Annotated in this window: 16 protein-coding genes; 5 read left to right on the top strand and 11 right to left on the bottom strand. The window is 73.1% G+C overall.

What is annotated here, in order from left to right; translation table 11 throughout:
- Positions 1-625 precede the first annotated feature (625 nt).
- The 6 genes from AC0693_RS09405 to AC0693_RS09380 all read right to left on the bottom strand — a co-directional run bounded on the left by AC0693_RS09405 (position 626) and on the right by AC0693_RS09380 (position 5,642).
- The gene (locus AC0693_RS09405) at positions 626-814 is read right to left on the bottom strand and encodes a DUF397 domain-containing protein (RefSeq protein WP_469336731.1); all 189 of its coding nucleotides are present in this window, start codon (positions 812-814) and stop codon (positions 626-628) included.
- Positions 774-1,622 (bottom strand): helix-turn-helix domain-containing protein, encoded by an 849-nt coding sequence (locus tag AC0693_RS09400; protein ID WP_478801345.1) that lies wholly within the window; start codon positions 1,620-1,622, stop codon positions 774-776. The genes AC0693_RS09405 and AC0693_RS09400 overlap by 41 nt, the downstream gene beginning before the upstream one ends.
- Before the next feature lie 111 nt (positions 1,623-1,733).
- Positions 1,734-2,381, bottom strand: coding sequence for a DUF4360 domain-containing protein (locus AC0693_RS09395; protein WP_469318951.1), 648 nt, complete (start codon positions 2,379-2,381; stop codon positions 1,734-1,736).
- A gap of 49 nt (positions 2,382-2,430) precedes the next feature.
- Positions 2,431-3,087 carry a DUF4360 domain-containing protein gene (locus AC0693_RS09390; RefSeq protein ID WP_478742282.1) on the bottom strand — a complete coding sequence of 219 codons (657 nt, stop codon included), beginning with the start codon at positions 3,085-3,087 and terminating at the stop codon, positions 2,431-2,433.
- A gap of 848 nt (positions 3,088-3,935) precedes the next feature.
- Positions 3,936-4,844: an SDR family oxidoreductase gene (locus AC0693_RS09385; protein ID WP_469318922.1), complete on the bottom strand. Its 909-nt coding sequence runs from the start codon at positions 4,842-4,844 to the stop codon at positions 3,936-3,938.
- 36 nt (positions 4,845-4,880) lie between these two features.
- A complete protein-coding gene (locus AC0693_RS09380; protein ID WP_478801344.1) occupies positions 4,881-5,642 on the bottom strand; it encodes an SDR family oxidoreductase in 762 nt (253 codons plus the stop codon).
- Between the two features lie 56 nt (positions 5,643-5,698).
- Between AC0693_RS09380 and AC0693_RS09375 the strand changes: the two genes are divergently transcribed.
- From AC0693_RS09375 to AC0693_RS09355, 5 genes are all read left to right on the top strand, one after another.
- The gene (locus AC0693_RS09375; RefSeq protein ID WP_469318924.1) at positions 5,699-6,454 is read left to right on the top strand and encodes an enoyl-CoA hydratase family protein; all 756 of its coding nucleotides are present in this window, start codon (positions 5,699-5,701) and stop codon (positions 6,452-6,454) included.
- Positions 6,451-7,317, top strand: a complete 867-nt coding sequence (locus AC0693_RS09370; protein WP_478801343.1) for a CoA transferase subunit A — start codon at positions 6,451-6,453, stop codon at positions 7,315-7,317. Before AC0693_RS09375 ends, AC0693_RS09370 begins: the two co-directional genes overlap by 4 nt.
- 95 nt (positions 7,318-7,412) lie before the next feature.
- A complete protein-coding gene (locus AC0693_RS09365) occupies positions 7,413-8,117 on the top strand; it encodes a CoA-transferase subunit beta (RefSeq protein ID WP_469318952.1) in 705 nt (234 codons plus the stop codon).
- The gene (locus AC0693_RS09360) at positions 8,117-9,166 is read left to right on the top strand and encodes an NAD(P)H-dependent flavin oxidoreductase (protein WP_356415073.1); all 1,050 of its coding nucleotides are present in this window, start codon (positions 8,117-8,119) and stop codon (positions 9,164-9,166) included. The genes AC0693_RS09365 and AC0693_RS09360 overlap by 1 nt, the downstream gene beginning before the upstream one ends.
- A 29-nt stretch (positions 9,167-9,195) precedes the next feature.
- On the top strand, positions 9,196-10,134 hold the full coding sequence (locus AC0693_RS09355; RefSeq protein ID WP_478801342.1) for a tyrosine-protein phosphatase: 939 nt from the start codon (positions 9,196-9,198) through the stop codon (positions 10,132-10,134).
- 126 nt (positions 10,135-10,260) lie between these two features.
- Here the strand turns inward: AC0693_RS09355 and AC0693_RS09350 are convergent, their stop codons facing one another.
- The 5 genes from AC0693_RS09350 to AC0693_RS09330 form a co-directional block, all read right to left on the bottom strand.
- On the bottom strand, positions 10,261-11,955 hold the full coding sequence (locus AC0693_RS09350; RefSeq protein WP_478801341.1) for a DEAD/DEAH box helicase: 1,695 nt from the start codon (positions 11,953-11,955) through the stop codon (positions 10,261-10,263).
- A 100-nt stretch (positions 11,956-12,055) separates the two neighbouring features.
- A complete protein-coding gene (locus AC0693_RS09345) occupies positions 12,056-12,262 on the bottom strand; it encodes a cold-shock protein (RefSeq protein WP_283457653.1) in 207 nt (68 codons plus the stop codon).
- Between the two features lie 229 nt (positions 12,263-12,491).
- A complete protein-coding gene (locus AC0693_RS09340) occupies positions 12,492-13,649 on the bottom strand; it encodes an acetyl-CoA C-acetyltransferase (RefSeq protein WP_469318927.1) in 1,158 nt (385 codons plus the stop codon).
- A gap of 20 nt (positions 13,650-13,669) precedes the next feature.
- Positions 13,670-14,284 carry a TetR/AcrR family transcriptional regulator gene (locus AC0693_RS09335; protein ID WP_356415085.1) on the bottom strand — a complete coding sequence of 205 codons (615 nt, stop codon included), beginning with the start codon at positions 14,282-14,284 and terminating at the stop codon, positions 13,670-13,672.
- Positions 14,285-14,310: 26 nt separating this feature from the next.
- Positions 14,311-15,099, bottom strand: a complete 789-nt coding sequence (locus AC0693_RS09330) for an SDR family oxidoreductase (protein WP_478801340.1) — start codon at positions 15,097-15,099, stop codon at positions 14,311-14,313.
- Positions 15,100-15,221: the final 122 nt, after the last annotated feature.

Raw genomic sequence — 15,221 nt, 5'->3', positions numbered from 1 at the left:
CCCCCCCCCCCCCCGAGCCCCGCAGGGGACAACGGCCCTGGCGGGCCGCCCCGGGCTCCGCCCGGACCCGCGCCTCAAACGCCGGCGAGGCTGGAGAGTGCCAGGCGAGACTGGGGGTGCAACCACCGGCCAGACTGGAGGTGCAACCACCGGCGAGGCTGGGGGTGCAACCACCGGCGAGGCTGGAGGCGGTGGTCAGCCAGGGGCACGGGCCCGCAAGGGCGCCCCGCGGCCCGCACCCGCGTCACGCGTCAGAGCACCCGCACCCGCACCCCTCGCCCCCACCCCCGCACCCGTCGCCGTCCTCGTCCCCGGGACCCCGTACAGGCGCACTGCCCCGACCCCGGCTCATCAGCCAGCCCAGCACGAAGAAGGCGACGAACGACGCCAGGACACCCCACATGACGATGGCGTTCGTGCTCATGTGCCGGATGTGCCCGGCCCCGCAGGCCGGAACACCCCCTTCCACCGCCGGGCCGTACGGACGCCGTAGAACACGATGGGCCGAGGCGGTTCAGCGGGCCGATGGGCTGGGTAGTGATACCTCATCGCACGAGAAGGACCGGACCCGACCTCCCGCCAGGGGGCCGGGTCCGGTCCGTTTTCCGGTCCGTGCCGCCGCCGTCTAGAGCGCCCCGACGAAGGCCGCGAAGGCGGTGCGGCCGACGGTGAAGACGGGCCCGTCGGGGACCTTGGAATCCCGGACGGCGACGAGACGCGGCTGCGGAGCGACCTCGACGCATTCGCCGCCGGTGTTGCCGCTGTAACTGGACTTACGCCACCGCGCGTTGGTCAGATCCTGGCTCGTGCCCATACCGTTCCTCCATTACGCGGATGATCAATGCTGCCGACTCCTCGACCGAAAGGGCGGCAGCCTGCAGGTGAGCGTAACGAAGTGCGGCTTCCTTGACCGTGTCAGGGTTGGCCGTCATGTGACCGGAGATGAGGTCCTCCGAATAGACGATGTCCGGGTCGTTGTCGAACCGCATCGTGGTGAACGAGCCGATGAGACTCGCGTGCGCACCAGCGGCGAAGGGGAGCACCTGGATCCGTACCCAGCGCTTCTCGCTGAAGGTCAACAGGTGGGCGAGCTGCTCGCGCATCACGGCGCGGCCACCGATCGGCCGGAACAGTGCCGCCTCGTCCAGCACCACCCACACCATGGGCGGATGTTCGCGGCTCAGGATGCGCTGGCGTTCCATACGGGCCGCGACCAACTCTTCGAGGTTGTCGGGCAGTCCGGTCGCCAGCACGGCCCGCGCGTACTCCTCCGTCTGCAACAGCCCGTAGACCATCTGCGCCTGGTAGGTGCAGATGTACGTCGCCTTCGCTTCCATCGCCGCGATGGGCTGGAACCAGGTCGGCAGCTGGCTCCGCAGGACGAGCCCCACGAGGCGGGTGAGGTAACCACCCGTGCCCAGCGCGGCGTCGACGCGGACCGAGAAATCCCTGCTCGGGACCTTGCGGGTGTTCTCGATCTGGCCGACCAGGGAGCCCGTACAGAAGACGCTGTCCCCCAGCTCCGTCTGTTTCAGATTCGCCTCCTCCCGCAACCGACGAAGTTCGGACCCGTAGTAGTCCAGCGGGGAGGCGCTGGGATCGAGGTCGCGGATGTTGACCATGGGCGGTCACCCCCAAGTACGCGCCGTGTGGCGCTCGTTCCGGTCGGCGACCGAGCGTAACGACCCGGACGCGGCGCGGTACCGGAATTCGGGCAACCGCCCACGCACGGGTTACGCCCTCGGCGCCGGGCACACCTGCCAGGCGAGGTGGTAGAGGGTGTTCACGCTCGCGTCGGTGGAGTCCATCGCCATGAAGCTCGTCGTGCCGGGGGCGGACGTACCGGCGTTCACGCGCAGTTCGGTGTTGATGTTGAAGTTGCGCTGCTCTCCGCAGGGGGCCCAGACCAGGTCGGCGTACTCGGTCCTGTCCGTCGTCTGCCAGTTGTCTTCCAGCGGGCCGCCGAACTGGTGGGTGCGCTGGGTGGTCTGCGGCATGCCCTGGAAGTAGTAGCCCGCGCGTTCCTGGCCGGACGCGCCGCGCTGGAGGGAGGCGAAGCCGCGGTAGTCGGCCTGGACGATGGCGTAGGTGAAGCCGGAGGGGACGTGCACGCGCAGGTTGAGCTGGCAGTTCTTGCGGAAGCCGGTGGGCGGGGCGCCGGGGCCGACCTGGGCGAGGTACTCGCTGTAGGTGACGGTGAAGGCCGTGTTGTCGGGGGCGACGGCGACCTGGGCGGTGCCTTCGCGGCAGCCGGAGCCGTTGACCGTGGCGAGTTCGATCACGATCTTGTCCGGCGGGACGGTGATGGGCGTCGCGTGGGCCGGGGCCGCGGAGGCCAGCAGGGCGGCGGTCGCGGCGACGGCGAGCAGGGTTCGGGGCAGGGAAGGAGACACGGGCGTCACTCCTGGCCGTGAGGTGGGACGGGCGGTTTCAGGCGGCCGGACACTGCTTCCACTCGACGTGGTAGACGGTGCTGACGCTGCCGTCCGTCGAGTCCATGCTCATGAAGTTCAGGGCCTGGGGGCCGGAGGTGCCCGCGTAGACGCGCAGTTCGGTGTTGACGTTGAGGATCCGGTCCTCGCCGCAGGGGGCCCAGACGAGATCGGCATGGCCGGTCTGGTCACTGGCCTGCCAGTTGTCCGCGTACGGGCCGCCGAACTGGTGGGTCGTACGGGCCGTCTGCGAGGCGCCCTGGAAGTAGTAGCCCGCGCGCTGCTGGCCGTAGGCGCCGCGCTGGAGGCTGGCGAAGCCGCGGTAGTCGGCGCGGGCGACGGCGTAGGTGAAGCCCTGGGGGACGTGGACGCGGAGGGCGAGTTGGCAGTTCTTGCGGAAGTCGGTGCCGGAGGAGCCGGCTCCGGTCTGGGCGAGGTAGTCGCTGTAGGTGACGGTGAAGGCGGTGCCGTCGGGGGCGGCGGCGACGTCCGCGGTGCCGGTGGGGCAGCCGGAGCCGTTCGCGCCGACCACCTCCACGGTGATCCGGCCCGGGGGTACGGCGGCCGGGCCGGCGGCCCGGGCGGTGGCGGTGGGGGCGGTCACGGCCACCAGGGTCAGGGCGGCGGCCCCGAGGGCCAGTCTGCGCAGGGGCATGTGCGGTGCTCCGTCCGGTGAGGGTGCGGCCGGGTCCGCTATCCGGATCCGGTGTGGGCATGCACATGCCACCACGGGGTCGGGGGCTGGGTAAGCCCGCTATACGGCCAACCCCCTTGCCGCCGGGCCGGGTGGCCCGAACCAACGCCCGCGCCCCGCTCCCGCCCCGGCCCACCAGCACCCCCACCCCACGCCGCGGCCCGCCCGACCCCCGCTTTGTCCGGAACCCGGACCCACCCCGAGCCCCGGCCCCTCCGGAGGCGCCTCAAACGCCGGCGGGGCTGGGATGGCCCGCGCTGCCGCGGCACCGGCCGAGCCAACATCCCGGCCCCGAATCCCGGGTGCTCGGCATCCCGCCCAGGCAGCAACTCCAGCCCGCCCGGGGTTTGAGGGCCCGCCGGAGGCCACGCGCACCCGCACCCCTCCCCCACACCTCAAGCACCGGGTGGCCCAGCCCTCCGGGGGCGCCTCAAACGCCGGCGAGGCTGATATGGCCCCTGGCCGCAAGGGCGCTAGCCAAACCAACCCGCTCAGCAACCCCAGCCCGCCCGGCGTTTGAGGGCCCGCCGGAGGCCCCACGCATCCGCACCCCTCCCCCACACCTCAAGCACCGGGTGGCCCAGCCCTCCGGGGGCGCCTCAAACGCCGGCGAGGCTGGGATGGCCCCAGCCCGCCCGGCGATTGAGGGCACCCCGCGGCCGGGGTCGGCCTCGGGGGCGGGGGAGGGCCCGCGGCCCGGGTCGGGGCCAGGGCCCGCGCCCAGGGCCGGAGCCCGCACCCGGGGCCCGGGCCCGAGCCCGCCCCCGGGGCCCGCGCCCGCACCCAGGGCCCCCGCACCGGCGCCCCCCTTACCGCCCCCCGTACACCGGCCACGCCGGCTCCGCCTCGGACAGGAGCTTCGCGGCTGCCGCGCCCGCCTCCGACGGGGTCCAGCGGGAGGCGCGGTCGGTGGTGGGGCCCGGGCGCCAGCCCTGCATGACGGTGATCCGGCCGCCCTCCGCCTCGAAGACCCGGCCCGTGACCCCGGCGGAGGCGTCCGAACCGAGCCACACCACCAGCGGGGACACGTTCTCCGGCGCCATCGCGTCGAAGGCCCCGGCCGCCGGGGCGGCCATGGTCTCGGCGAAGGCCTGCTCCGTCATGCGGGTCCGGGCCGCCGGGGCGATCGCGTTGACCTGGACCCCGTACCGGCCCATCTCCGCCGCCGCGACCAGGGTGAGGCCCAGGATGCCCGCCTTCGCCGCGCTGTAGTTGCCCTGGCCGACGGAGCCCAACAGCCCGGCCCCAGAGGAGGTGTTCACCACCCGCGCCGCCACCTCGCGCCCCGCCTTCGCCTCGGCCCGCCAGTGCGCCGCCGCGTGCTTGAGCGGCAGGAAGTGCCCCTTGAGGTGGACCCGCATGACGGCGTCCCAGTCGTCCTCGTCCAGGTTCACGAGCATCCGGTCCCGCAGGAACCCCGCGTTGTTGACCAGGGTGTCGAGCCGCCCGAAGGTGTCCAGGGCGCACTCGACCAGCGAGGACGCGCCCCCGGTCGTCGCGATGTCCCCGCCGTGGGCCACCGCCTCGCCGCCCAGCGCGCGGATCTCCGCCACCACGGCCGCCGCCGGGCCGTCCGGCCCCGGCAGGCCGTCGAGGCCGACGCCGAGGTCGTTGACGACGACCCGCGCGCCCTCCGCCGCGAAGGCCAGCGCGTGGGCCCGGCCCAGCCCCCGCCCCGCGCCCGTCACGATCACTACCCGGTCCTCGGCGAGGCCCATGTCAGTGCTCCTTCTCCTTGGCGTACAGGGTGTCCGTCATGTCTGGTTGGCGGTGGCGGCGTCCAGGAAGGCGGGGCGTTCCCCGCCGCCGTGCAGCAGCAGGCTCGCGCCGGACACGTACGCGGCCCGGTCGGAGGCGAGGAAGACGGCCGCCCCGCCCACGTCGGAGGGTTCGGCGAGCCGTCCGAGCGGGACGGTCGCGCCGACGGCCGCGATGCCGCTCTCGTCGCCGTAGTGCAGGTGGGACAGTTCGGTGCGCACCATGCCGGGCACCAGGGTGTTCACCCGCACTTCGGGGGCCCACTCGACGGCCATCGAGCGGGCCAGGTTCTCCAGCCCGGCCTTGGCCGCTCCGTAGGCGGCGGTGCCGGGCGAAGGGCGGGTGCCGCTGACGCTGCCGATCATGACGATCGAGCCGCGCGCCTCCCGCAGGAAGGGGCGGGCGGCGAGCGAGGCGGTCATCGGGGCGGTCAGGTTCAGGGCGACGACCCGCGCGTGCCGTTCGGCCTCGCCCTCGCCGAGCAGCCGGTAGGGGGTGCCGCCCGCATTGTTGACCAGGCAGTCGAGGCGCCCGTAGCGGTCCGCGACGTGTGCGAAGAACTCCGCCACCGCCGCAGGATCGCGCAGGTCCAGGGGGAGGAAGCAGGCCGTACGGTCCCCCGCCGCCACCGGTTCGTCCGGCGGGCGGCGCGCGCAGACGACGACCCGCGCGCCCACCGCGAGGAACGACCGGGCGATCCCGGCGCCGACTCCCCGGGTGCCACCGGTGACGACGACGACCCTCCCGTCCAGCTCCATCGGCTGCTACCTTCCTTCCCTAACAAACGTTTGGTGGAAAGGTAGCTGATCCGCTCATGGGTGTCTCCACCTCCGGCCCGGGCAAGGGCATCGCACTCGTCACAGTCGACTTCCCACCGGTCAACGCCCTGCCCGTACGCGGCTGGTACGACCTCGCCGACGCCCTGCGCGCCGCGGGCCGCGACCCCGAGGTGCGGTGCGTGGTGCTGGCCGCGGAGGGCCGCGGCTTCAACGCCGGCGTCGACATCAAGGAGATGCAGCGCGACACCGGGCACGGCGCCCTCATCGGCGCCAACCGCGGCTGTTACGAGGCCTTCGCGGCCGTGTACGAATGCGAGGTCCCGGTCGTCGCCGCGGTGCACGGCTTCTGCCTGGGCGGCGGCATCGGCCTGGCCGGCAACGCGGACGCCATCGTCGCCAGCGACGACGCCACCTTCGGCCTGCCCGAGCTGGACCGGGGCGCGCTCGGCGCCGCCACGCACCTGTCCCGGCTGGTCCCGCAGCACCTGATGCGCGCCCTCTACTACACCTCGCGCACCGCGACGGCCGCCGAACTGCACGCGCACGGCTCGGTGTGGAAGGTGGTCCCGCGGGCCGCCCTGCGCGCGGCGGCGCTGGAACTGGCCGCCGAGATCGCCCTCAAGGACGGCTACCTGATCCGCCTGGCCAAGGCGGCGATCAACGGCATCGACCCCGTGGACGTCCGGCGCAGCTACCGCTTCGAGCAGGGCTTCACCTTCGAGGCCAATCTCAGCGGGGTCGCCGACCGGGTCCGCGACACCTTCGGAAACGGAGACGGGGAACGCTCATGAGCGACAAGACGATGACCCCCGACGAGGTCGTCGGGCGGCTGCGCAGCGGCATGACGGTCGGGATCGGCGGCTGGGGTTCGCGCCGAAAGCCGATGGCCCTGGTCAGAGCACTGCTCCGGTCCGAGATCACCGATCTGACCGTGGTCTCCTACGGGGGCCCGGACGTGGGGCTACTGGCCGCGGCCGGAAAGATCCGGAAGCTGGTGGCCGCCTTCACCACCCTGGACTCGATCCCCCTGGAGCCCCACTTCCGGGCCGCCCGCGAGCGCGGCGCCTTCGAACTCACCGAGATCGACGAGGCCATGTTCATGTGGGGCCTGACCGCCGCCGCCAACCGGCTGCCGTTCCTGCCCGTCCGGGCCGGCCTCGGCTCCGACGTCATGCGGGTCAACCCCGAACTGCGCACGGTGACCTCCCCCTACGCCGACGGCGAGGAGTTCGTCGCCGTCCCCGCCCTGCGCATGGACGCGGCCCTGGTCCACATGAACCGCGCCGACCGCGCGGGCAACGGCCAGTACCTGGGCCCCGACCCGTACTTCGACGACCTCTTCTGCGAGGCCGCCGACACGGCGTACGTCTCCTGCGAGCGGCTGGTCGACACCGCCGAGCTGACCCGCGGGGCGGCCCCGCAGACCCTCCTCGTCAAGCGGCACGCGGTCACCGGTGTCGTCGAAACCCCGCACGGCGCGCACTTCACCGCCTGCGCCCCCGACTACGAGCGCGACGAACCCTTCCAGAAGGCCTACGCCACCGCGGCCGCCGACCCGGCCGCCTGGGAGCGGTTCACCGCCCGCTTCCTGTCCGGCGACGAGAAGGCCTACCAGTGCGCCGTCCAGGCCTGGCACGAGGAGCAGCAGAAGTGACGAGCACACCGGCCACCGACGGCCCCGCGCCCCGCCCCGCCCCCGGCCCGCCGCCCGGCCGGCCTCCCGCCCCCGCGACCCGCGCCGACCACTGCGTGATCGCCTGCGCCGAAGCCTGGCGGGACAACGGCGAGGTCCTCGCGAGCCCCATGGGCCTGATCCCCTCCCTCGGCGCCCGGCTCGCCCGCCGCACCTTCTCCCCCGACCTCCTGCTGACCAACGGCGAGGCGTTCCTCATCGGCCCGGACGGCGCCACCGAGGGCTGGCTGCCCTACCGCCAGCACCTGGCGATGGTCACCGGCGGCAAGCGGCACGTCATGATGGGCGCGAGCCAGATCGACCGGTTCGGCAACCAGAACATCTCCTGCATCGGCGACTGGGAGCAGCCCGCCCGCCAGCTGCTGGGCGTGCGCGGCGCCCCCGTCAATACCCTCAACAACCCAGTGAGTTACTGGATCCCCAAGCACTCCTCGCGGGTCTTCGTGGAGCGCGTGGACATGGTCTCGGGCGTGGGCTACGACCGCGCCGCCGCGGCGGGCCCCTCCGCGAGCCGCTACCACCGCCTCCCCCGCGTGGTGACCAACCTCGGGGTGTTCGACTTCGAGACCCCGGACCGGTCGATGCGCATCGCCTCCCTGCACCCCGGGGTCACGCTGGAGGAGGTCCGCGCCGCCACCGGTTTCGACCTCGCGGGCACGGACTCCTTCCCGTACACCCGCGAGCCGACCGCCGCCGAACTGCGCCTGATCCGCGAGGAACTGGACCCGCGCGCCACCCGCCTGCGCGAGGTGCCGGCGTGATGGAGACCGCGCTCACCCGGCTCGTCGGCATCGAACACCCCGTCGTCCAGACCGGCATGGGCTGGGTCGCGGGCCCGCGCCTGGTCTCCGCCGCGGCCAACGCGGGGGCGCTGGGCATCCTGGCCTCCGCGACCATGACCCTCGACCAGCTGCGCGCCGCGGTGCGCGAGGTCGCGTCCCGCACGGCGGCGCCCTTCGGGGTCAACCTGCGCGCCGACGCGGGCGACGCGGCCGAGCGGGCCCGGCTGATCATCGACGAGGGGGTCCGGGTCGCGTCCTTCGCGCTGGCGCCCTCCCGGGAACTGATCGCCCTCCTCAAGGACGCGGGTGTCGTGGTGATCCCGTCCGTGGGCGCGCGCCGCCACGCCGAGAAGGTCGCGGCGTGGGGCGCGGACGCGGTGATCGTGCAGGGCGGGGAGGGCGGCGGGCACACCGGGGAGGTGGCCACGACCGTCCTGCTGCCGCAGGTGGTGGACGCGGTGGACATCCCGGTGATCGCCGCGGGCGGCTTCCACGACGGGCGCGGTCTGGTGGCGGCGCTCGCCTTCGGGGCGGCGGGCATCGCGATGGGCACCCGCTTCCTGCTGACCTCCGATTCGACCGTCCCCGACGCGGTCAAGGCGCGCTACCTCGCGGCGGGCGTCAAGGACGTCACGGTGACGACGGCCGTGGACGGGCTGCCGCACCGGATGCTGCGCAGCGAGCTGGTGGTGGCCCTGGAGCGGGCGGGCCGGGCGCGGGCACTGGCCGAGGCGGTCCGGCACGCGGCGGCCTTCCGCCGGATCTCGGGTCTGAGCTGGCCGCAGATGGTCCGTGACGGCCTCGCGATGAAACACGGCAAGGACCTGTCCTGGAGCCAGGTCCTGCTCGCCGCCAACACCCCCATGCTCCTGAAGGCGTCCATGGTCGAGGGCCGTACGGACCTCGGCGTCATGGCATCGGGCCAGGTCGCGGGCGTGATCGAGGACCTTCCGTCCTGCGCGGAACTCGTCAGCCGCGTCATGGCCGAGGCACACGCAGTGCTCCGCGCCCTGCCTCCGGCAGGGTGATCCCCCTTCTCCCCTCAGGAGTCGCACCGATGAGCCGTGCCCGCGTCCGCCTGGCGGCGACCGGAGTGCTTCTCTCCGCGCTCGCCGCCACCCTCCCCGCCTCCGCGCACGCCGCGCCGACGGGCGTCCCCGCCCCCGCGGCCGCCCGGCACCACCGGCAGCAGACGGCGGAAACGATTCGCCGGATCCCGCTCCAGGGCGCCGTCAACGTCCGTGACGTGGGCGGCCACCGCACCCTCCTCGGCGGCCAGGTCCGCCAGGGCCTCGTCTACCGTTCCGACGCGCTGAGCAAGCTGACCGACGCCGACCTCACCACGGTCTCCGGTCTCGGCCTCACGAAGGCCGTCGATTTCCGCATCCCGATGGAGCTGCAGTACGACGGGGCCGACCGGCTGCCCGCGGGACTGACCGCCACCTCGCGCCCGGTCAGCGACCTCGGCCTGTACGGGACCCTGGTGGGCGCGATCGCCACCGGCGACCCGGTCAAGCAGGAGCAGATGCTGGGCGGTGGCCGCGCCGAGGCCTACATGCGCGACATCTACCGGACCTTCGTCACCAGCCAGGAGAGCCGGGCGCAGTTCGCCGCCACCCTGCGGGAGATCGCGGACGGCGCGCAGGGCCCGCTCCTCTACCACTGCACCTCCGGCAAGGACCGGACGGGCTGGATGAGCTACGTACTGCTGCGGGCGCTGGCCGTGCCGCAGTCCGCGGCCGAGCAGGACTACCTGGCCTCGAACACCTTCCGGGCGGCGTACGACGCGCAGGTCCGGGCGGCGCTCAAACAGTCGGGCCGGATGCAGAACCCGGACCTGCTGATACCGCTCCAGGAGGTCCGCCAGGACTACCTGGACGCGGCGACGGCGCAGCTGGCGGCGGACTACGGCGGCTTCTACGGCTACCTGACGGACGGCCTCGGGCTGGACCTGCGGACCCTGGCGAAGCTCCAGGGCAAGCTGGTCCGCTCGTAGCCCCCGACCGGCCCTCACACCTCCCGGACCGCCCCGGCCCGCCACCGGAAACGACGAGAACGCCGGGCGGCGCGTGTGCGCCGCCCGGCGTTCTCGTCGTACGGGTACCGGTGGGGTGCCGGAGGATCAGGCGCTCGGGCGGCCCGACCCGGCGCCGCCGCCGGTCGCGCGGCGCCGGCCGCCGAAGCCCTGGCTGGCGCCCTGGGCGCCACCGCTGCGGGTACGGCCGCCAGCCGCCCCTGCCGCGCCGGAGCCGCCGCGGCGGCCCTGGCCGCCGGCGGAACCACCGGAGCCCGCGGCGACCGGAGCCGCGCTGCGGGCGCGGCGCGAACGCTCGCCCGCACCGGATCCCGCGCCCGAACCGGAGGCGGAACCGGAGCCGCCGCCCTGCGGGGCGCCGGAGCGACGGCGCGCACCCTGGCCGCCGCCCTTGGCGGCGGGACGCGCCTTGGCCGGGGTGGGCTGCGGCACCTCCATCACGACGGGGATGCCGGAGGGCACGCGGGCGCCGGTCAGGCGGACCAGTTCCTCGTCCGAGGAGCGGATCTGCGCGGTGCGGGGGTTGATGCCCGCGTCCGACATGAGCCGGGTCATCTCGCGCTTCTGCTCGGGCAGGACCAGGGTGATCACGCTGCCGGACTCACCGGCGCGCGCGGTGCGGCCACCGCGGTGCAGGTAGTCCTTGTGGTCGGTGGGCGGGTCCACGTTGACGACCAGGTCGAGGTCGTCGATGTGGATGCCGCGGGCCGCGACGTTGGTGGCGACCAGCGCGGTGACCTCGCCCGTCTTGAACCAGTCGAGGGTGCGGTTGCGCTGCGGCTGCGAGCGGCCGCCGTGCAGGCCGGAGGCGCGGACGCCGTCCGCGAGGAGCTTCTTGACCATGCGGTCGACCCCGCGCTTGGTGTCGACGAACATGATCACCCGGCCTTCGCGAGCGGCTATGCGCGTGGCCACGGCCTTCTTGTCGGTCTCGTCCATGACGTACAGGACGTGGTGCTCCATCGTGGTGACGGCGCCGGCCGACGGGTCGACGGAGTGCGAGACCGGGTCGTCCAGGAACATCTTGACGAGCTTGTCGACGTTCTTGTCCAGGGTCGCGGAGAAGAGCATCCGCTGGCCGCCGGGCTCGACCTGCTTGAGCAGCGCGGTGACCTGCGGCATGAAGCCCATGTCGGTCATCTGGTCGGCTTCGTCGAGGACCGTGATCGAGACCTGTCCGAGGGTCGCGTCGCCGCGCTCGATGAGGTCCTTCAGGCGGCCGGGGGTGGCGACGAGGACCTCGGCGCCGCGGCGCAGGGCGCCGGACTGCCGGTTGATCGACATGCCGCCGACGACGGTGGTGATGCGCAGGTTCACGGCGGTGGCGTACGGCGTCAGCGCGTCCGTCACCTGCTGGGCCAGCTCGCGGGTCGGTACGAGGACCAGCGCGAGCGGCGCCTTCGGCTCCGCGCGGCGGCCGGCCGTACGGGCCAGCAGCGCCAGGCCGAAGGCGAGCGTCTTGCCGGAGCCGGTGCGGCCGCGGCCGAGGAGGTCACGGCCGGCGAGCGAGTTCGGGAGGGTGGAGGCCTGGATCGGGAACGGCTCGGTGACGCCCTGCGCGGCGAGGGTCTTCAGCAGCGCGGCGGGCATGTCGAGGTCCGCGAAGGCGGCCACCGGGGGGAGGGCCGGGGTGATCGGGTCCGGCATGGTGAATTCCTGCGGCCGGGCAGGCTGGGCGGAACCGCCCTTGGGCCGGCCGCCGCCAGCCTTCGGACGTCCCTGGGCAGCACCCCGACCCCTGACGGGACGGCGGCTGGGACGTGCGGAGCTGGAGCTGGTCATGCGGGGAGGCCCTCCTGGAACCGGCGGAAATGCATCGACGGAACAACACACAGGCCGGGGCCCGCACCTCGCGGTGCGGACCCCGGCCGTGCGAAGAGCGTCAGTTAGCAGGCAGGATGTTCTCGGCCTGCGGGCCCTTCTGACCCTGGGTGACCTCGAAGGACACGCGCTGGCCCTCCTGGAGCTCACGGAAGCCCTGGGTGGCGATGTTCGAGTAGTGCGCGAAGACGTCCGGGCCGCCGCCGTCCTGCTCGATGAAGCCGAAGCCCTTTTCCGAGTTGAACCACTTCACGGTGCCAAGTGCCATTTTTAAATCTCCTGAATAGGTGGCAAGGGCCCCATCCGGAGAATGCCGGAAACAATAAAAGCGCCTGAGGAGCAATCCCGTCAGGCGCACATAAAGTTCATGGGTACCACAACTGCAACGTCTCCAACGTACCACAGGAAGACAGCGGATCTTGTCCACGGGTGTGTGACGCACGTCGCCCCGGCGCGTCCCGGCGAGCCGCCGGGACGCCGCCCGGGCGCCCCGCCGGTCAGAGCCGCTCGATGATGGTCACGTTGGCCTGACCTCCGCCTTCGCACATCGTCTGGAGTCCGTAGCGGCCCCCGGTGCGCTCCAGCTCGTGCAGGAGCGTCGTCATCAGCTTGACGCCCGTGGCACCCAGCGGGTGGCCCAGCGCGATGGCCCCGCCGTTGACGTTCACCCGATCGGGGTCGGCGCCGGTCTCCTTCAGCCAGGCGAGGACCACCGGGGCGAAGGCCTCGTTGATCTCGACCAGGTCGATGTCGTCCAGGGACAGCCCGGTCTTCTTCAGCGCGTACGCCGTCGCGGGGATCGGCGCGGACAGCATCCGGATGGGGTCCTCGCCGCGGACGGAGAGGTGGTGGATGCGGGCGCGCGGCGTCAGGCCGTGTTCCGCCACGGCCCGCTCCGAGGCGATCAGCAGTGCGGCGGCGCCGTCGGAGACCTGGGAGGAGACGGCCGCGGTGATGGTGCCGCCGTCCACGACGGGTTTCAGGGCCGCCATCTTCTCCAGGGTGGTGTCCCGGCGCGGCCCCTCGTCCGTGCGGACGTCGCCGTGGGCGACGGTCTCGCGCGCGAAGCGGCCCTCGTCGATCGCGCGCAGCGCCCGCTGGTGGGAGCGCAGGGCGAACTCCTCCATGGCGCGGCGGGAGATCCCCCACTTCTCGGCGATCAGCTGGGCGCCGTGGAACTGGTTGACGGGGGCGTCGCCGTAGCGGGCGCGCCAGCCCGCCGAGCCGGCGTAGGGGCCTTCGGTGAGGCCGAGGGGTTCGGCGGCCTGCCGCGAGGCGAAGGCGATCGGGATCATGGACATGTTCTGGGTACCGCCCGCGACCACCAGGTCCTGGGTGCCGGACAGGACGCCCTGCGCGGCGAAGTGGACGGCCTGCTGCGAGGAGCCGCACTGGCGGTCGACGGTGACGCCGGGGACCTCCTCGGGGAGTCCGGCGGCGAGCCAGGCGGTCCGGGCGATGTCCCCGGCCTGCGGGCCCACCGTGTCGAGGCAGCCGAAGACGACGTCCTCGACGGCGGCCGGATCCACCCCGGACCGCTCCACGAGCGCTTTCAGGACGTGGGCGCCGAGGTCGGCCGGGTGGACCGCGCAGAGCCCTCCCCCGCGCCGGCCCACGGGGGTGCGTACCGCGTCGATGATGTAGGCCTCGGGCATCGGGACTCCTCGGTGGGGGTTCAGGGACGGAGCGCGATCCCGTCCAGGACCATCGAGAGGTACTGGCGGGCGATCTCCTCGGGACTGTGCTGTCCCCCCGGCCGGTACCAGGACGCCGCCACCCACACCGTGTCGCGCACGAAGCGGTAGGTGAGGCGGACGTCCAGGTCGGCCCGGAAGACGCGCGCGGCGACCCCCCGCTCCAGCGTCCCCAGCCATGCCTTCTCGAACTTGACCTGCGAGTCCGAGAGGTAGTGGAAGCGGGGCTGCGCGGACAGGTGCCGGGCTTCCTTCTGGTAGATCGCGACGGCGGCGCGGTGCCGGTCGATCTCCCGGAACGATTCGGTGACGAGGGCCTCGATGGTCTCCCTGGGGCCGAGTCCGGCGGCGAGGACGCTGTCGTAGCCCTGCCACAGCTCGTTCAGGAAGGTCGAGAGGATCTCGTCGAGCATCGATTCCTTGGAATCGAAGTGGTAGTAGAGGCTGCCCGCGAGCATCCCCGCGGCGTCGGCGATCTTGCGGACGGTGGTGGCGTTGTAGCCCTGGGCTGCGAAGACCTCGGCCGCGGTGGCGAGGAGTTCCCCCCGGCGCTCCGGCGAGGCCGTCACCTGCTGCTTCTTCTGGTTCGTTGGCACGCGCCCATTGTGGTCCCAGACGCCCCTCAGGCGTGCTGGCTGCTGACCGGGACGCTCTCGCCGGTCATGTAGGACGCGTAGCCGCTGGCCAGGAACACGATGACGTTGGCGACCTCCCAGGGCTCGGCGTAGCGCCCGTAGGCCTCCCGCGCCGTGAGCTGCTCCAGGAGTTCCGCGCTGGTGACCTTCACCAGGTGGGGGTGCATGGCGAGGCTGGGGGCGACCGCGTTGACCCGGACGCCGAACTCCGCGGCCTCCAGGGCCGCGCACCGGGTCAGCGCCATCACGCCCGCCTTGGCGGCGGCGTAGTGGGCCTGGCCGCTCTGGGCGCGCCAGCCGACGACGGAGGCGTTGTTGACGATCACCCCGCCCGTGCCGGCCGCCTTCAGGGAGCGCAGGGCGGCGCGGGTGCAGCGGAAGGTGCCGTTCAGGGTGACGTCGAGGACCTTGGTCCACTGGTCGTCCGTCATGTCGACGAGGGAGGCCGTGCCGCCGAGGCCCGCGTTGTTGACGACGACGTCCAGGCCGCCGTGGATGCGTTCGGCGAGCGCGAAGAGGGCCCCGACCTGCTCCTCGTCGGTGACGTCGCAGGGCAGGGAGGCGACCCGGTCCGCGCCGAACTCGGCGGCGAGTGCGTGCTCGGTCTCCTTGAGGCGGCGGGTGTGCGCGTCGCCGATGACGATGCGGGCCCCCTCTTCCAGGAAGCGGCGGGCGGTGGCGCCGCCGATCCCGGCGCCGGCCGCCGCGGTGATCACGGCCGTCCGGTCCTTCAGCAGGCCGTGCCCGGCTACGTACCGGGGAAGGGTGGCGTCCATGCCGGACCTCCTGGTGGGGAGCGAGGATCCGCGCGGACTCCTCGACGCTGCTGACGGGCGTACGTTAACCTACCAAACACTTGTTAGGGAAGCGTGCCCGGATGCCCGCCCGACGGCACGGG

Source organism: Streptomyces sp. NPDC043876 (assembly GCF_056435825.1).
The sequence above is the reverse complement of the archived record's forward strand: the minus strand, read 5'-3'. Positions and strand labels throughout refer to the sequence as shown.